Here is a 16494-nt window from a genome sequence, read left to right as displayed (position 1 = left end):
TAAATGGCAGAGAAGAAGAAAGAGGATTTATTTAACGCCATAGAAGAGCTCGAAAAGTTAGGAAAGAAAAAAGGCGTCGTCTCAATGCAAGCCATCCAAGACCGCCTCAGTCATTTTGAGGTGGACTCGGATTTCATTGATAACTTCATCGAAGATTTAGAAGCGAAAGATATCCGTGTCACAGAGGACGCAGCTGACGCTGAAGAAACACCTGCGAAAAAAGAGGATGAGGAAGTCGACTTAAACGACTTATCGGTACCACCTGGAATTAAAATCAACGACCCGGTTCGAATGTATTTGAAAGAAATCGGACGTGTCGACCTTCTCAGTGCGAAAGATGAGACGGAGCTTGCGAAACGAATCGAGCAAGGAGACGAAGAAGCGAAAAAACGTCTTGCGGAAGCGAACCTTCGTCTCGTCGTTTCGATTGCGAAACGTTACGTCGGTCGTGGGATGCTCTTCCTTGATTTGATTCAAGAAGGAAACATGGGCCTCATCAAAGCAGTCGAAAAATTCGACTACATGAAAGGGTTCAAATTCTCGACTTATGCGACATGGTGGATTCGTCAGGCCATCACTCGTGCGATTGCTGACCAAGCGCGTACAATCCGGATCCCAGTTCACATGGTCGAAACGATTAACAAATTGATTCGCGTTCAGCGTCAATTGCTCCAAGACCTCGGTCGTGAACCTTCTCCAGAAGAGATTGCGAAAGAGATGGAACTCACACCTGAAAAAGTACGTGAGATTCTAAAAATCGCGCAAGAACCGGTGTCACTTGAAACACCAATTGGGGAAGAGGACGATTCACATCTCGGTGACTTCATTGAAGACCAAGATGCAATGGCCCCACAAGATGCGGCAGCCTATGAATTGTTGAAAGAACAGTTAGAAGACGTTCTCGATACGTTGACGGACCGTGAAGAAAACGTCCTTCGTCTTCGTTTCGGTTTAGACGATGGTCGTACGCGTACACTTGAAGAAGTCGGGAAAGTGTTCGGCGTCACACGTGAGCGGATTCGTCAGATCGAAGCGAAAGCTCTTCGTAAATTACGTCACCCAAGTCGTTCCAAACGCTTGAAAGACTTCCTCGATTAAGTTCATATTTGAATAAAGTGTGAAGTTTTAGAAGAAAGGAAGGAAAATGAGTGATTTTCCTTCCTTCTTTATTATTTTTTGAGTAAAATAGTGTTGGATAGAAATTTGGAATGAACATGAGGGGGAACTACAATGCGTAATCCATTGTTACCGTTTGCGGCAATCGCAATCGTCGCAATTATTGCCATGGTATCATTATCGTATTTTGGTGTGAATCAGGCGCAACAAGCGGCTGAAGGTCCAGCAGTCACTGAAATGAACCCAGAAGAGTTATATGCAGCGAAGGGTTGCACAGGTTGCCACGGCGGAAACCTTGAAGGTGGCGTTGGTCCAGCACTTACTGGTGTTGGCGATCGTCTTTCACCAGAAGAAATCGCAAACATCATTGTCAACGGACAAGGTGCGATGCCTGCAGGTCTTGCATCAGCTGAAGAAGCAGAAGTGCTTGCGAACTGGTTGATCGAACAATAAGAAGTGGCGCACTCCGTAGCGGGGTGCGTTTTTTGTTGTCGAAGTGTAAAGAATTCGATACGCTAGGGAAGAAGTAGAACAAAGGAGTTGTCTTACATGCAAGAACGTGTCATCTTAGATCGCCGCTTGAAGCAAGTTGTCGATTATATCCCGAAAGGAAGCGTGCTCGCTGATATTGGGTCGGATCACGCATATGTGCCATGCTACGCCCTTCAACAAGGAATCATTTCAAAGGGGATTGCAGGCGAAGTAAATGTTGGTCCGATGGAGGCCGCGAAAGCACAAGTAGACTTGATTGGAGCGCGAGAAGTCATCGACGTACGTCTCGGTGACGGTCTGGCTGTACTACATGAAGACGAAGCGACATGTATCTCGATTTGTGGGATGGGTGGCAGTTTGATTCGTTCGATTCTAGAATCCGGGAAAGAGAAGCTCGGTGCAGTCGAGCGTCTGATTCTTCAACCGAATGTCGACGGACAACACGTTCGGAGTTGGTTGCTTGAGAACGGATATGTTCTCGTCGAAGAAGCGATTGTCGAAGAGAATGATAAGGTATATGAGATTCTCGTCGGCGAAAAAGGGACTGAGACAATTTATTGTGACGATCTCACAGAACGGACTTGGCAACTATTATTCGGTCCATATTTGATTCAGGAACGCCCTGAGGCGTTCAAACTGAAGTGGAGTCGTGAAGCGGATAAACTCGAATATGTACTCGATCAAATGGCAGATGGCATTCAGTCAGAGGCGTTGGTTCAAAAACAAATCGAATTCAAACGGATGCGTGACAAAATGAGAGAGGTGAGTCAGTAATGGCGAACGGCAATCAAGTGATCCAGTTGTTTGAAGAGTTTGCGCCAAAACACTTAGCAGTCGAAGGCGATAAAATCGGCTTGCAAATCGGATCGCTCAATAAAGATGTCAAACGGGTCATGGTGACGCTGGATGTGCTTGAATCGGTCGTGGATGAAGCGATTGAGAAAAAAGTGGATTTGATCATTGCCCATCATCCGCCCATCTTTAGTCCGTTATCTCAAGTCAATGATCGTTCTACGGCAGGGAAAATCACGATGAAATGTATTCAGCATGACATCGCGGTCTACGTGGCACACACGAATTTAGATGTCTGTGTTGGCGGTGTGAACGATTGGATGAGTGAAGCGATCGGGTTGCACGACACAAAAGTACTCGTACCAACGTATGAGGAGCCAGTCTATAAATTAACGGTGTTCGTGCCGGAATCACACGCAGAAGACGTGTCACGTGCATTAGGCAGAGCAGGTGCCGGACATATCGGAGACTATGCGGATTGTCAGTTCCGAGTTTCTGGAAAAGGACAATTCACTCCTCTTGAAGGGACGACACCATTCATTGGTAGAGTTCACGAGACAGAACAAGTCGATGAGGTTCGAATCGAGACGGTCGTCCGCGAAAGCCAGAAGAAGCGAGTCTTGAAAGCGATGAAAGATGCTCATCCGTATGAAGAAGTAGCATACGATTTGATTCGAGATGAGATTGAAGGACACGTATACGGGTTAGGACGCATCGGTAGACTTGAACGTCCTGTAACACTTGAAGCGTTCGCCGACCATGTGAAGACGAGCTTTGGAGTGGAAGGTGTCCGTTTCGTCGGAGACCCGAAACAATCCATTGAGAAAGTGGCTGTACTTGGAGGGGACGGAAACAAATATGTTTCCGCTGCACATTTCAAAGGTGCAGATGCCTATGTAACAGGTGATTTATACTTCCACGTGGCGCATGATGCGATGGCACTCGGACTCGCGGTCGTCGACCCAGGACACCACGTCGAAAGTGTCATGAAGCATGGTGTGGTCGGGATTCTCACTGAGAAGTTTCAGAAAGCAAAAATCGATGTCGAGTTGATGATTTCCGAAGCGAATACAAATCCGTTCCAATTCAGATGACATCAAAAAATCCCCCATTCTCAACCAGAATGGGGGATTCGTTCACTTACGCAATGCCTTTACTTTCGGTAAGATACTGCGAAGTTCGAGATATGGTGTTTTATCATGCGTACTCAAATCTTCTGGATTGTACTGTGACAAGAAATCGATGACCTTTTTCGTAATCGGTGTCGGTGTAGAGGCACCAGACGTCACAGCGACGGTCTCAACGCCCTCGAGCCAGTTCAAATCAAGTTCGCTCAAATCGCCGATGCGATATGCATTTGTGCCGGCAATCTCTTTAGAGACTTGCGCCAAGCGATTCGAGTTATTTGATTTTGGATCGCCGACGACGATTAATAATTCGCAGTCTCCGGCTTGTTCGGCCACGGCTTCTTGACGAACTTGAGTCGCATTACAAATTTCGTTATGCACTTCAACGTGTGGATAACGGGACTGAATCGTCTCAATCAGTGCAGAGACATCCCATTGACTCATCGTCGTCTGGTTCGTCACGAGAATTTTCCGGTCGAATAACCGACTCGGTAACTGATCGATTTCATGTTCATATTGAATCAAATGAACATGGTTCGGTGCGACTCCAATCGCGCCCTCTGGTTCTGGGTGGCCATGTTTCCCGATATAGATGACATCATATCCTTCAGCCGTTTTTTCCCGAATCAAATCGTGTGTGACGAGGACGTCAGGACAAGAGGCATCGACAATCGTCAATCCTTTTTCAATGGCACGTTTCCGAACGAGTGGGGAAATCCCGTGCGCCGTGAAGACGACCGTTCCGCGGTCGATGGTTTCAAGCGCCTGCATCCGGTCCTCACCGTCAACCGTTTTGACACCGAGATCCTCGAACGCCTGTGTGACGTGACGATTATGGACAATCATTCCGAGTATATGAATCGGGCGTGGCAAATCTGGATTTGCAACCGCCTCATTTGCGAGTTTCATGGCATCGACGACACCATAGCAATATCCGCGTGGACTAATTTTTTTAACTTTCATATGAAGACGAAGGCTCCTTTCGAAGTGCTTTCATACGTATTAGTCTAACATTGTTTCGAAAATACGAAAAGATTTGCGTGTATTCATGCTATAATTTTTAGGTTAGAAAGGAGGGACATCGTGAATCGAATGAAACAGTTGCGTGAACTTAAAAAATCATACTTTTTCCAAATTACGTTTATCATCATCATTATTTTAGCACTTGTTATCTCGTCGCTTGCATTCTCTGCTGATCGCGTCACGGTGTCTCGTGCAGAAGAGCTGGCGAAAGAGCAATTTGACTATGCGATTGACGATAGTATTGAAAATGTCGAGTCCCGACTCGGTAAATTGTATGAGGACCTGGTTTATCTTGGAGCTTACGTCGGAAACGAACCATGGATTGAAGAACGTATCCGGACAGGGTATTTAAATCAACGAACGAGTTTTACATCGATTTTCTATTATGATGTCAGCAAGAATTCGTTTAAATGGTATTCTGAGCGTCAAGTTTCCTCTTCTGTGATCAAACGTGACCCTAAGTTCGCAGAAGTATTGACTGCGAGTGGAAAAGAACTATATATGAGTGACCCCATCATGATTAGTGGGGACATGGGAACATTCTTATATGTTCCTGTCATTGAAGACAATCGGCCAATCGGTATTTTTGGGGGAAGCATCAGCGTGCTCAACTCCGATTTGTACCGTCGGTCGCTCGAGTCAGCGAATGATGACATGATTCTTTACCTGTTAGATGAACAAGGAGAAGTGTTGACGACGTCGTTCAACTTGGTCACAGATGCAGAACGTCGCGTATCACGTGAAGTCATTGACGACGTTTTAGGACGGAGTACACGTACGATTTTAAGTACAGAAGAAGACACGATGATGTACGAACCGGATGCACGAGTCAGTGGCTGGAGCATGCTTGCAAAACATCAGAACGACTCTGTATATGAGACGGTCTACGATACACGTTGGCAGTACTTGATGATTGCACTTGTGACGTTTTTCTTGAGCATCCTTGTCGGATTGTTGCTCTCGCGAACGTTGACGAACCCGCTCGTCGAACTTGTCAATCAAATCAAGAAGCAACAGTCACTCGGTGCCATCACGCTTGAGAGGACCGGTTCAAAAGAAGTTGAGACGTTACTGGATACGTATAACGATTACGCCCAGCGGATGGAAACATCAAGGCGTGAACAGTTGAGCCAGCAACAATTGATTTTGCATCAAGAAAAGCTAGCGTCACTTGGACAATTAGCAGCCGGGATTGCCCATGAGATTCGAAACCCGCTCACACCGGTGCATATCACCTTACAGTTGGCACGAGAAGGACAAAGCAATAAAGACATGGTAGACGTCGCCATCAAAGAGTTGGAGCGGGCGAATGATTTAATCTCGACGATGCTGACACTCGCCAAACCTGATCAGGCAGGAAGAGACGAAGAATGGATTGATATGTTAGACTTTGCGAAGCGACTCGAATTCTTGATGGACGCTGAATGTTACAAGCGTCCGACCAAGTGGGAATTACTCGTTCCGAATGACATGCCTCCTTTCTATGCCTCGTTTGATATGCTCGTTCAAATCATCTATAACCTGTTCAAAAACGCGGTCGAGGCTGTCGAGTCGAAAGGCGCAGAGGGAAGTGTTGTCGTGACCGTCCTCTTTACGGAGCAGGAATATCGGTTCTTAATTGAAGATAACGGGATTGGCATGACGGAAGAACAACTCAAGACAGTCGGTTCGGCATTCAACACGACGAAAGACAACGGAAACGGTCTTGGGATTTACATGATTCATGAATACTTGAAGAGTGTGAACGGATCAATGGAGATTGATAGCGTCGTCGACAAAGGAACGGCGATGTTGATCAAAATTCCAAGGAGAGATCCATCATGAAAACCCTCAAACACTATTGGCTTTGGTTACCAATCGTTTGGGCCATGACGATCCTACTGATCACATCGATTCAATTACCGGAGCAAAAAACAGATGAAAGAGAAGTCGGATTCGTGTTCGTCAGCGATAAACATGAGCATGCGAACAAGCTGTTAGACTCATTCGTTCATACGGCCAACCAAAAAGGATTTATCCCGATTCCTACGACGAGTGAAGATTCACGCGTGTTAGAAAAAGAAAAATTGGACTCCTTGATTGACCGGGGTGTCGAGGCCATCTTCTTGACGACGCTCGATGACACGTTCATCCAACCGTCGTTAGAACGTGCAAAACGAGAAAATATTCCGATTATTGCGATTGACCGGATGATTGATCATCCGAGTGTCTTGACATCGGTCGTCTCTGACAATGTCGATATCGGTCGGATGGCAGCGGAACAAATTGCCGCGAAATATAGCGACCTGGATCGACCGATTCGTGTCGTCGAAGTGAGAGGTACGCCGAAGGTACGCTCCACGATGGACCGCAGTCTTGGGATTCGGGAGTATGAAAAAGCGAATGCCGACCAATTCGAGATCATTGCCTCTATCACGGGGAACTATGATACATTCCAAGCAGAGATTGAGATGTCACGTTGGTTAGAAGAAGAAATTCCATTTGATGCTGTCTTTTCGCACAATGACGATAATACGTTCGGTGTCGTCCGAGCTTTAGAAAGTCGTGACTTATCGGACAAGACGATTGTATCGGTAGACGGCATTTCTGATATTTATCCACTCATTCAAAATGGGAAAGTCAATGCGACTGTCGTACAGTCGCCAAACGAGATGATGGAAGTCGGCTTCAAAGCGCTCGAACAACATTTAAATGGAAAGAAAATTGCCAAGCATTATTATTCATCGAGTTATTTATATGAAGGCGTGGCAAAAGATTGATTGACAAATGATTTGATTCCGCTATGCTAGGAAAAGTGGAAAGAAACAGGAGGTGTATCGATTGAACAGCTTCCAACAGTTCAAATTGCTACCGTTTATGATCGATGCGTTAACAGAAAAACGCATCACGAAACCGACCGATATACAAGCACGGATTATTCCGGCTGCACTGAATGGTCGAGATATTATTGGGAAATCACAAACAGGAACGGGGAAAACACTTGCGTTCCTATTACCGATTGTAGAAGCAATCAACCCAGAAGAGGAATCTGTCCAAGCGATCGTTGTCGCACCGACACGTGAACTCGCATGGCAGATTCATGAAGAATTAAAATCAATCCTCATTAAGAATCCGGATTACATCAAATCAAGTTTGATTGTCGGAGGAACAGACCGCGAACGTCAAATCGATAAGATGAAAAATCCACCACAACTCATTATCGGGACACCGGGACGAATCCTTGACTTGATGAAAGCACAAGCATTGTTCCCGCATAAAGTGACGCATTTCGTTGTCGATGAAGCTGACCAAATGCTCGATATGGGATTCTTGCCGGAAGTTGACCGCATCGCGCAATCACTTCCAGAAAAACTTCAAACGATGGTCTTCTCAGCGACAATCCCTGAGAAGCTCGAGCCGTTCTTGAAGAGATACTTGCATGATCCACGTTTCGCTGAAGCGAGCCCTGAACATCGTGTCGCACCAAAAATCAAGCACCATGTCATCCCGGTACGTCACCGTGATCGTAAGGAATTGACTGTCGAAATTGCGAAAGCAATCAATCCGTTCGTCTGTCTCGTATTTACGAATACGAAGCAAGAAGCGGATGAATTAGAGACATCATTCCGTGAAGCGGGATTGAATGTCGGTACGTTACACGGGGACATGCAGGCACGTCGCCGTAAACAAGCCATTAAGGACATTAACGATGCGAAGTATCAGTACGTGATTGCTACAGACTTGGCAGCTCGAGGAATCGACATCTCAGGCGTTTCTCACGTCATCAACCATGGGATTCCGAAAGACCTTGACTTCTATACGCACCGTGTCGGTCGTACAGGTCGTGCGGGCGCTTCTGGTGAGGCGTATACGTTGTATGAAGACCATGAAAATGGACCGATCAACCGACTTGAAGAACGAGGGTTCGAATTCACACACGTGGACTTGCGCAATGGTTCGATTCAGCCAATCAAAACACGTCGTCGTCGCCAAACGGACCGGAAGATGAAAGTTTCGCATACGGCACACAGTCGTATGGCCGGTGAAATCAAGAAGGCGAAGAAGAAAGTCAAACCTGGCTATAAGAAGAAATTTAAGTATAAGTTAAAAGAAACGGCTTCACGCGAACACATGCAACAGCAGCGCTCGGATCGTCGTGCCGCTCGTAAGAAAAACAAGCGTTAATCGTTTGAAGAATCGACTTCTTGGAGTCGGTTCTTCTTTTTGTGTAAACTGAAGATAGAAGCTTATGAAGGGAAGATGATGATGTTAAAAATAGGTTCACACGTTTCGGTATCAGGTAAAAAAATGCTACTTGCAGGTAGTGAAGAGGCTGTTTCATATGGGGCGAACACGATGATGGTGTATACGGGAGCTCCTCAAAATACACGTCGAAAGCCGATTGAGGATTTGAATATCGAGGCTGCACTCACACATATGGCTACTCATGATATCGAAGAGATTGTCGTCCATGCACCTTATATCATTAACCTCGGAAATACGACAAAACCTGAAACGTTCGAATTGGCCGTTTCATTTTTGACACAAGAGTTGAAGCGTGCTGAAGCACTCCAGGTTGCTCGACATGTCGTTCTTCACCCAGGGGCTCATGTTGGTGCTGGAGAAGAAATTGGTCTTGCTCGTATCATTGAAGGACTGAATGAAGTGTTAACTGGCGACGAACAGGTTAAGATTGCGCTTGAGACGATGGCAGGGAAGGGAAGCGAGCTCGGAAAGACGTTCGAAGAATTAGCAAAAATCATAGACGGCGTCACACACAATGACCGTCTCTCTGTCTGTTTTGATACGTGTCACGTACATGATGCAGGATACGACTTGGTCGGTGACCTGGACGGAGTGATTGAAGAATTCAATCGAATCGTCGGACTTGATCGTCTCGGTGTAATTCATGTGAATGATTCAAAAAACGTGCGCGGTGCGAGGAAAGACCGGCACGAAAATATCGGATACGGTGAGATTGGATTCGATACATTAAATCGAATCATTCATCATGAGGCATTTGCACATCTCCCAAAAATTTTAGAGACGCCATACATCCCGGTTAGTGAAAAAACGAAAGTGGCACCATATAAAAAAGAAATCGAGATGTTCCGTGCGAATCAATTTGATCCTGAATGGCGTGAACGCTTCACGCTTTCTCATCAATAAATGATGGCGATCCTTCAGGTCGATCCGAATCGATATGATGTCTGGAACGCATTCCCGACCTATTTTCTTGAACAGAGTCCCGTTTATGTGAAAGGGTCCGTGACGACCCCGACAGCGTTCATCGAAGTGGTGGGACATGGGATTGTGGCAGAGGCAGAGGTATTGTTAGAGGAAATGATTGAGCAACCTGACGATCCATACTGGCTTAGCGCTGAGAAGGAAGAGGTGGCGACATATAGCTTGGTCGATTTAATCCAACTTCATTTCCACCATCCGCTTTTGAAAATAGGGATGTATGAGGCGGATGAACCGTACGAATCTATTCATCAGAAATGGATAGATGGGTACCACGTTCCCTCATCGAAATGGACAAAAGCGAATTACGAAGCGCATCTGTTTCGGGAGAAGCTTGTCGCCCCGTACGCTTCGGTGACAACATGTTCTGTTTGTGAGATCAATCTTTTCGAACGATACGGAAACGATGCATCGAAACTGATGGAATATCATCTGCAAGATGACCACGGAATTTGGGTGTGTCCGACCTGTCATAAAGCGATTCATACGTTAGACTAAAAAAAAACGATGCCTGAGAGGCATCGTTTTTTTTAGAATGGCCAATTTGCCACGACGAATTGATATACTTTCATCCCGAGGAAAACCCCGAAGATTCCGACGACACCTGGTAACACAGGCGGGGCTGGCAATGGCAATTTGAGTGCCGTGAAGATGGCACCACAAATCAAGCCAGCGAGTAATGAAAGTAGAATTTCTTGCATGTATAATTCCTCCGTCTCTTCTGGTGAAAGCGCTTTATAATGACTGAACCGCATTTATTATACAATGACTTTCTCTTTTTGAGAAGTCTAACATCAGTCATCCGTCATTTTCTCATTTTCAGCTCGGAGTCGTAAAACTTCCCGCTCAGCCCAATTTGAAGGCTCTCGTTCAAATACGCTAGGAATGTTGTTCCAACGCCCTCCGGTATATTGATGAATGATAATTTGAGACTGAATCTCTTCTTCATTATTTTCGCGTTTTACATATACATAACGACCATCAGAACGTTGTCTTCTCGCCTTCACGTTATCGACAAGTTGAAGTGCCATCATATCTTTGATGTACGTTTTATGCGATGCATTGAGGATTGGAAAGAGAATCTCGATTCGCTTCTTCATGTTGCGTGTCATCCAGTCTGCGGAAGAACAGTACAAGTCTTCTTTTCCGTTTTGATAGAAATAAAAAATACGTGAGTGCTCGAGATACCGATCAATGATGGAGATGACTCGAATGTTTTCAGAGACGCCTTTGATTCCTGGTCGTAAGCAACAGATTCCTCGAATAATTAAGTCGATTTTTACACCTGCGGACGAAGCATCATACAATTTTGTGATGATGGCCCGATCTGTAATCGAGTTCATCTTCGCAACGATTCTACCGTTCCCGTACTTCTCGTGTAATTTGATTTCATCTTCAATTTTGTTGAGGAAGAAGTCTTTCATATCATCAGGTGACGTCTCGAATTGGTGCCAAGACGGTCGTTCTCCATAACCGGATAGCCAGTTGAAAAAGTTCGTGGCATCCTCGGCAAGCTCTTCGTTTGTCGTCAAGAGTCCGATATCCGTGTACAGTTTTGCCGTGGAGTCGTTATAGTTGCCCGTTCCGAGGTGAATGAACCGTTGCAACACACCACCTTCTAAAATACGTACGACGAGTGTGATTTTTGAATGCGTCTTAAGTTCTTTATAGCCGTAAATGACGTGGGCGCCCGCTTTTTCAAGTTGTTTGGCCCATTGAATATTTTTCTCTTCGTCAAATCGTGCTTTCAATTCGACGAGGACGGTCACTTGTTTACCGCTCTCGGCCGCATCGGTCAAGGCCTTGATGATCGGAGAGTCACCGGAGACCCGATACAGCGTTTGTTTAATCGCCAGTACGTTCGGATCTTTAGCGGCTTGGACGATGAATCGTACGATTGGATCGAACGAGTGGTACGGGTGGTGAAGAAGATAATCTTGTTTGGCGATACTTTGGAATAAATCTTTTCCGGATTCGAGACCTTCCGGGATAAATGGGATCAACGTCTCATTGATCATGTCGTCATATTCTATCCCGATTTGACTATATATACCGAACAGGAAGGTCAAATCAATCGGACCATCCACAATGAAAATATCACGGTCGTGCAAATCAAGCACATCTTGAAGCATGAATAACAGTTCTTTTCGTAATGAGCGTTGCTGCACTTCGAGCCGGATGGCGACCCCATAGCGGCGTTTTTTCAGCTCTTTTTCAATTTGTTTCAACACATCGCGACTCCCTTCCTCATGGAAAGGCATATCCGCGTTACGGGTAATCCGGAACGGCATCGTCGATTCGACGACAAACCCTTTAAATAAGGAATCGATAAATTGAATGATCAAATCTTCGAGCAAAATCAAATCGGTATGTTCCTCGTCGTCCGTAGGCAGTTCAAGATAACGGGGGAGGACGGAAGGTACTTGAACGAGGGCGAGTCGCTTTTTCCCTTCGCCATTCGAAGCGATTTCGACGGCAATATTTAATGATTTTGATAACAACATCGGGAAAGGACGGTAGGCGTCGACGGCAATCGGTGTGAGAACCGGGAAGACGTGTGTACGGAAATACTCTTTCACGAAGTCTTGTTGTGTCTTGTTCAAATGTTTCGTGCGCAAAAAACGCACGTTTTGATTGGATAACTGTTTCGTGATTTTCTTATACGTCGCATATTGTGTCTCGACAAGTTCTTGAGCACGCATCGAGATAGCTTTAATCTGTTGCTTCGGAGTGAGTCCTGTCTTGTCTTCCGGACGATTAAATCCTGCAAGCACCTCATCTTTCAAACCTCCGACACGAACCATGTAAAACTCATCTAAGTTTGAACTGAAGATTGCTAGAAACTTCAGCCGTTCCATGAGCGGATTACGATCGTCCACCGCTTCTTCGAGGACACGTTCGTTGAAGTCGAGCCAGCTAAGTTCCCGATTGTTGAAATGTTCGTACGTATAGTCGGGCATGTTTATTCCTCCTCGTTCAAGACAATCTCAATCGATTGGTCGATTGCGCGTTCTAAGTGTTTTTTGTGTCGAGTGCTTCGTTGTAACTCAAAGCGGGCAGACCCGTTCGTATCTAATGAGAGTGTAAGACCATCTTTTGAGCTAGAGACGTGGATGTCCGTGACGATTTGGCGCTCAGTCAAATCAAGTGCATCGACAAGTTTGACAATTGAACCGAGCAATTCAAGACTCTTCAACAATTTGTGGTCAAACCACTTCGGAAAGGCCTCGATATGTTGTTCTAACACGCGTTTTGATTTAAATGATGTAACAAGCGCGAGTGCGAGCCGGTCTTCATTATTCAACCCTTTGAAATCATTCGTCGTGATCAAATGGAACGTGTGGTCGCTCTTATTGTTATGGTCGATATATTCCCCGACATAAGCGAGACGACAAGCACCCTCGAGTAGACCTGGTTCGAACGGTTTCGGTTTGATGGCCTTCTCTTCAATCAGTCCGGTATACAGCTGACGAGCCAATCGAATCAAGTGTTGGTGGCGGGTCGGGTTCACATCATATTGTTTTTCAAAATGTCGAAAGCTTTCTTCTTTCACATCGGCAAACCGCACTTTATCATGCTCATGTAAATAGTTCTCATAAAACAATCCTTCTCGAAGTCCGTTATTGCTCATCGTGAACTCCGGAACTTTCAAATATTTCGCCAGTTCGCCGATTGCTGTGACAGCCGGGGCGATGATGTCGACACGATCTTTTGACAATCCATCTAATCGTCCGAGTTGCTTACTCGACATGTCGACGAGTTCATCCACGACTTCTTCGAGTTGATCGGATGAAATCGTATATTGATGGATTCCTTCAAGTGGGAAATTCGACATGGTCTGTTCGACGCGAACTAAGTTACGGGCTGTTCCTCCGACGCCGACAAGCGGGACGCCATGAGGTTCTAACCATTCGATTTCTTTAAATGCTTTCTTTAAGTATGAGGTCAACGCTTTGCGTTCGTCTTTGGTCATCGTATCGTCTTTCATGAACTCTTTCGTCAAGGTGACGGCTCCAAATGGGAAGCTATGATAAAAGACAAGCTCACGATTCTGGAAATAGGTGACTTCCATTGATCCCCCGCCGATATCGACAGAGTAACCGTCTTCAACATATGTCGAATTGACAATGGCAGAGTACCCATAGAATGCTTCTTCGTAATCACTTAGTAAGCGAATCGTCATACCGGTGGCGTTTTTCACTTGCTGTAAGATATCATCCGAATTGTTTGCATTTCGGATGGCCGCTGTCGCGACAGGAAGAACATCAGTAACGATATGATAATCGTTCAATTCTTTAAAATGCCGAAGCGTATCGATCAAAGCAGCGATTCCGTCCTCTGTCATTTCATTCGAGTCACTAATATGACTAGATAAACGAGCTACTTCTTTCACGTTTAGGCGCTCGAAATATTGTCCTTCCTCGTTGACTTCAAAGATGACATTCCGAATCGAGTTGGATCCGATATCGATGACTGCAAGTTTCTTTTCCATAAAACCATCCCCTTCATATCTTTAGTGTAATCGACAAGGTTTTGGACGAACATATGATTTACGTGAATTTAAAACATTTTGATTAACGAAAACGGTCTCGCTTGAAGGCGTGCCGGATATTCTGTATAATACAAACGCCTAGAAAGTAGAAATGATTACGATTTATCAAATGAGAGAAGGGATTAGATGACAGCATCCGTCGTCAAATTAAACGATGTGTCTTATTACTATGATGGGACACCGGCCTTACAACAAGTTTCGATTGATATTCGACAAGGGGACTTCGTCGCAATCGTTGGAGAAAACGGTTCTGGGAAGTCGACATTGATTCGAACGATTCTTGGTTTACTACAACCACAACAAGGATCCGTTGAACTGTTCGGAAAGCCAATTTCGCAGTTTAAAGATAAGTCTCGTATCAGTTACGTTTCCCAAAAAGCGGCTTCATTTAACTCGGGATTCCCGGTTACGGTTGAAGAAGTTGTGGCGATGGGGAGATATGGCCGCCTCGGTTTATTCAAGCGTCTAAAAATGGAGGATCAGGCAGCGATTCAAAATGCGCTTGAGACGGTCAACATGTGGCAGTTCCGCCATCGTAAAATTGGGGACTTGTCAGGAGGTCAACAACAACGCGTCTTTATCGCGCGGGCAATGGTCAATCAACCTGATTTATTGATTTTAGATGAGCCTACGGTTGGTGTGGACCAGAAACACTTACAAGACTTTTATGAAGTGTTGCATATGCTCAGGGAACATACGACGTGTACGTTCGTCCTCGTCACCCATGATTTAAACGTCGTGACGGACCTCGTCACGAAAGTCGTTCATCTCGACCGTGGGCGTTTGGCATGTAATTGTGGTCTTCGAGAATATAGCGAGCTCGGTGAACTGGCGTCATCCATTAAACCATATCCTGTGAAAGTGCTTGTCCATGAGGGTACAACATGATTGCAGACCTTTGGACATACAGTTTTTTACGTTATGCGTTCATTGCAGCGCTCGTCATTGGTTTCACAGCACCGCTCATCGGCTCGTTTATCGTCGTTAGACGAATGAGTTTGATTGCCGATGCCCTGTCACATATGACGCTTGCCGGTATTTCATTCAGCTTGTTTCTCGGGCAATACATCGCCTTGTTCGCTGATCTCAATCCTCTCTATATGGGAACGTTGATTTCGGTATTGGCGGCGCTCGGACTCAACTGGTTACGAAGTAAATATGTTCACTTTCAAGAATTATCGATTCCCATCATGATGTCAGCTGGGATGGGACTGAGTGCTATTTTCATCTCGCTCTCAAGAGGATTCTCCGTGGATTTGTCGACGTTATTATTCGGATCAATCTCCGCAGTGAGTCAGTCAGATATCACATTGATTGTCAGTGTGGCGATTTTAACGGTCCTTGTAATCTTTATCTTCTATAAACAGTTATTGTTCTTGTCATTTGATGAAGAACAAGCGAAAGTCTCGGGACTTCCGAGCACATTGCTCCATCTATTGTTCATGTTCATCGTGGCACTTGTCATCGCTGTCAGTATGCGAATCGTCGGTACGCTTCTCGTATCAAGTTTGATTACGCTACCTGTCGCAGCGGCGTTACGTTTCACTTCAAGTTTCAAACAGACAATCCTTTGGTCCATCATCTTTGGTGAAGTTGCGACAATCGGTGGACTTGTCCTTGCTTACGACCTTGATGTCGCACCAGGTGGGGTCATCGTGTTAATCGCGGTCGGTATCTTGGCGGGTGTCATGATTCTTGAGAAAGTGATGAGTTTCAGGAAAAAGGAGGTACAACATGAATGAGACTGAACAATTGAATCGTCTTCGTGCATCTTCTTTAAAAGTTACGCCGAAACGTCTTGAGATGTACGCCTTTCTCTCTGAAGAAGATCGCTACGTCAGTGCTAAAGACGTACTGGAATATATGCGCGATAGGCATCCGACGATGAGTTTTGATACAGTTTATCGAAACCTCAAGTCTTTTGCTGAGGAAGGGCTACTCGAAGCGACAGAGCTTGAAGGCGAAAAGTCGTTTCGCGTCACATGTAGCGCATCACATCATCATCACCATTTGATTTGTCGAAGTTGCGGAAAGACAAAACTACTTGATTTGTGTCCGATGCGTTTTGTAGAAACAGTGGATCCTGAATTTGAAGTGGTCGATCATAAATTTGAGATATATGGGTATTGTAAAGAATGTAAGCAAAAGGGATTGAATTGATTCAATCCC

General features: G+C 45.4%; 16 protein-coding genes. 12 read left to right on the top strand and 4 right to left on the bottom strand.

What is annotated here, in order from left to right; translation table 11 throughout:
• The first annotated feature begins 3 nt into the window (after positions 1-3).
• The 4 genes from rpoD to KNO86_RS03675 all read left to right on the top strand — a co-directional run bounded on the left by rpoD (position 4) and on the right by KNO86_RS03675 (position 3494).
• Positions 4-1098: an RNA polymerase sigma factor RpoD gene (rpoD, locus tag KNO86_RS03690; protein ID WP_012726640.1), complete on the top strand. Its 1095-nt coding sequence runs from the start codon at positions 4-6 to the stop codon at positions 1096-1098.
• 132 nt (positions 1099-1230) lie between these two features.
• A complete protein-coding gene (gene cccA / locus KNO86_RS03685; RefSeq protein WP_012726639.1) occupies positions 1231-1569 on the top strand; it encodes a cytochrome c550 in 339 nt (112 codons plus the stop codon).
• Positions 1570-1665: 96 nt separating this feature from the next.
• A complete protein-coding gene (locus tag KNO86_RS03680) occupies positions 1666-2382 on the top strand; it encodes a tRNA (adenine(22)-N(1))-methyltransferase (protein WP_214693086.1) in 717 nt (238 codons plus the stop codon).
• Positions 2382-3494 carry a Nif3-like dinuclear metal center hexameric protein gene (locus KNO86_RS03675; protein WP_214693084.1) on the top strand — a complete coding sequence of 371 codons (1113 nt, stop codon included), beginning with the start codon at positions 2382-2384 and terminating at the stop codon, positions 3492-3494. The genes KNO86_RS03680 and KNO86_RS03675 overlap by 1 nt, the downstream gene beginning before the upstream one ends.
• 42 nt (positions 3495-3536) lie before the next feature.
• On the opposite strand, the gene KNO86_RS03670 is transcribed toward KNO86_RS03675, so the two are convergent.
• The gene (locus tag KNO86_RS03670; protein WP_214693078.1) at positions 3537-4490 is read right to left on the bottom strand and encodes a 4-hydroxy-3-methylbut-2-enyl diphosphate reductase; all 954 of its coding nucleotides are present in this window, start codon (positions 4488-4490) and stop codon (positions 3537-3539) included.
• A gap of 129 nt (positions 4491-4619) precedes the next feature.
• Here KNO86_RS03670 and KNO86_RS03665 point away from each other — a divergent pair, with 129 nt between their 5' ends.
• The 5 genes from KNO86_RS03665 to KNO86_RS03645 all read left to right on the top strand — a co-directional run bounded on the left by KNO86_RS03665 (position 4620) and on the right by KNO86_RS03645 (position 10271).
• On the top strand, positions 4620-6374 hold the full coding sequence (locus KNO86_RS03665; RefSeq protein WP_251126928.1) for a sensor histidine kinase: 1755 nt from the start codon (positions 4620-4622) through the stop codon (positions 6372-6374).
• Positions 6371-7309 (top strand): sugar ABC transporter substrate-binding protein, encoded by a 939-nt coding sequence (locus KNO86_RS03660; protein WP_214693074.1) that lies wholly within the window; start codon positions 6371-6373, stop codon positions 7307-7309. The genes KNO86_RS03665 and KNO86_RS03660 overlap by 4 nt, the downstream gene beginning before the upstream one ends.
• A gap of 61 nt (positions 7310-7370) precedes the next feature.
• Complete coding sequence (locus tag KNO86_RS03655) at positions 7371-8714, top strand: DEAD/DEAH box helicase (RefSeq protein WP_214693072.1); 1344 nt, start codon at positions 7371-7373, stop codon at positions 8712-8714.
• An 81-nt stretch (positions 8715-8795) separates the two neighbouring features.
• Positions 8796-9698 carry a deoxyribonuclease IV gene (locus KNO86_RS03650; protein WP_214694002.1) on the top strand — a complete coding sequence of 301 codons (903 nt, stop codon included), beginning with the start codon at positions 8796-8798 and terminating at the stop codon, positions 9696-9698.
• A 3-nt stretch (positions 9699-9701) separates the two neighbouring features.
• A complete protein-coding gene (locus KNO86_RS03645) occupies positions 9702-10271 on the top strand; it encodes a hypothetical protein (protein ID WP_214693070.1) in 570 nt (189 codons plus the stop codon).
• Positions 10272-10303: 32 nt separating this feature from the next.
• On the opposite strand, the gene KNO86_RS03640 is transcribed toward KNO86_RS03645, so the two are convergent.
• From KNO86_RS03640 to KNO86_RS03630, 3 genes are all read right to left on the bottom strand, one after another.
• On the bottom strand, positions 10304-10474 hold the full coding sequence (locus KNO86_RS03640) for a DUF1427 family protein (protein ID WP_074033351.1): 171 nt from the start codon (positions 10472-10474) through the stop codon (positions 10304-10306).
• A 93-nt stretch (positions 10475-10567) separates the two neighbouring features.
• On the bottom strand, positions 10568-12733 hold the full coding sequence (locus KNO86_RS03635; protein WP_214693068.1) for an RNA degradosome polyphosphate kinase: 2166 nt from the start codon (positions 12731-12733) through the stop codon (positions 10568-10570).
• Between the two features lie 2 nt (positions 12734-12735).
• Positions 12736-14265, bottom strand: a complete 1530-nt coding sequence (locus KNO86_RS03630) for a Ppx/GppA family phosphatase (RefSeq protein ID WP_214693063.1) — start codon at positions 14263-14265, stop codon at positions 12736-12738.
• A 186-nt stretch (positions 14266-14451) separates the two neighbouring features.
• On the opposite strand from KNO86_RS03630, the gene KNO86_RS03625 reads away from it, so the two are divergent.
• The 3 genes from KNO86_RS03625 to KNO86_RS03615 are packed head-to-tail and all read left to right on the top strand — an operon-like array spanning position 14452 to position 16485.
• Positions 14452-15213 (top strand): metal ABC transporter ATP-binding protein, encoded by a 762-nt coding sequence (locus KNO86_RS03625; protein WP_214693061.1) that lies wholly within the window; start codon positions 14452-14454, stop codon positions 15211-15213.
• Positions 15210-16067 carry a metal ABC transporter permease gene (locus KNO86_RS03620; protein WP_214693059.1) on the top strand — a complete coding sequence of 286 codons (858 nt, stop codon included), beginning with the start codon at positions 15210-15212 and terminating at the stop codon, positions 16065-16067. Before KNO86_RS03625 ends, KNO86_RS03620 begins: the two co-directional genes overlap by 4 nt.
• Positions 16060-16485: a Fur family transcriptional regulator gene (locus tag KNO86_RS03615; RefSeq protein ID WP_214693057.1), complete on the top strand. Its 426-nt coding sequence runs from the start codon at positions 16060-16062 to the stop codon at positions 16483-16485. Before KNO86_RS03620 ends, KNO86_RS03615 begins: the two co-directional genes overlap by 8 nt.
• The last annotated feature ends 9 nt before the right edge of the window (positions 16486-16494 follow it).

Source organism: Exiguobacterium sp. s160 (genome assembly GCF_018617575.1).
GTDB lineage: Bacteria > Bacillota > Bacilli > Exiguobacteriales > Exiguobacteriaceae > Exiguobacterium > Exiguobacterium aestuarii_A.
Note: the sequence above shows the minus strand (reverse complement) of the source record. Positions and strands in the feature narration are given on the sequence as shown.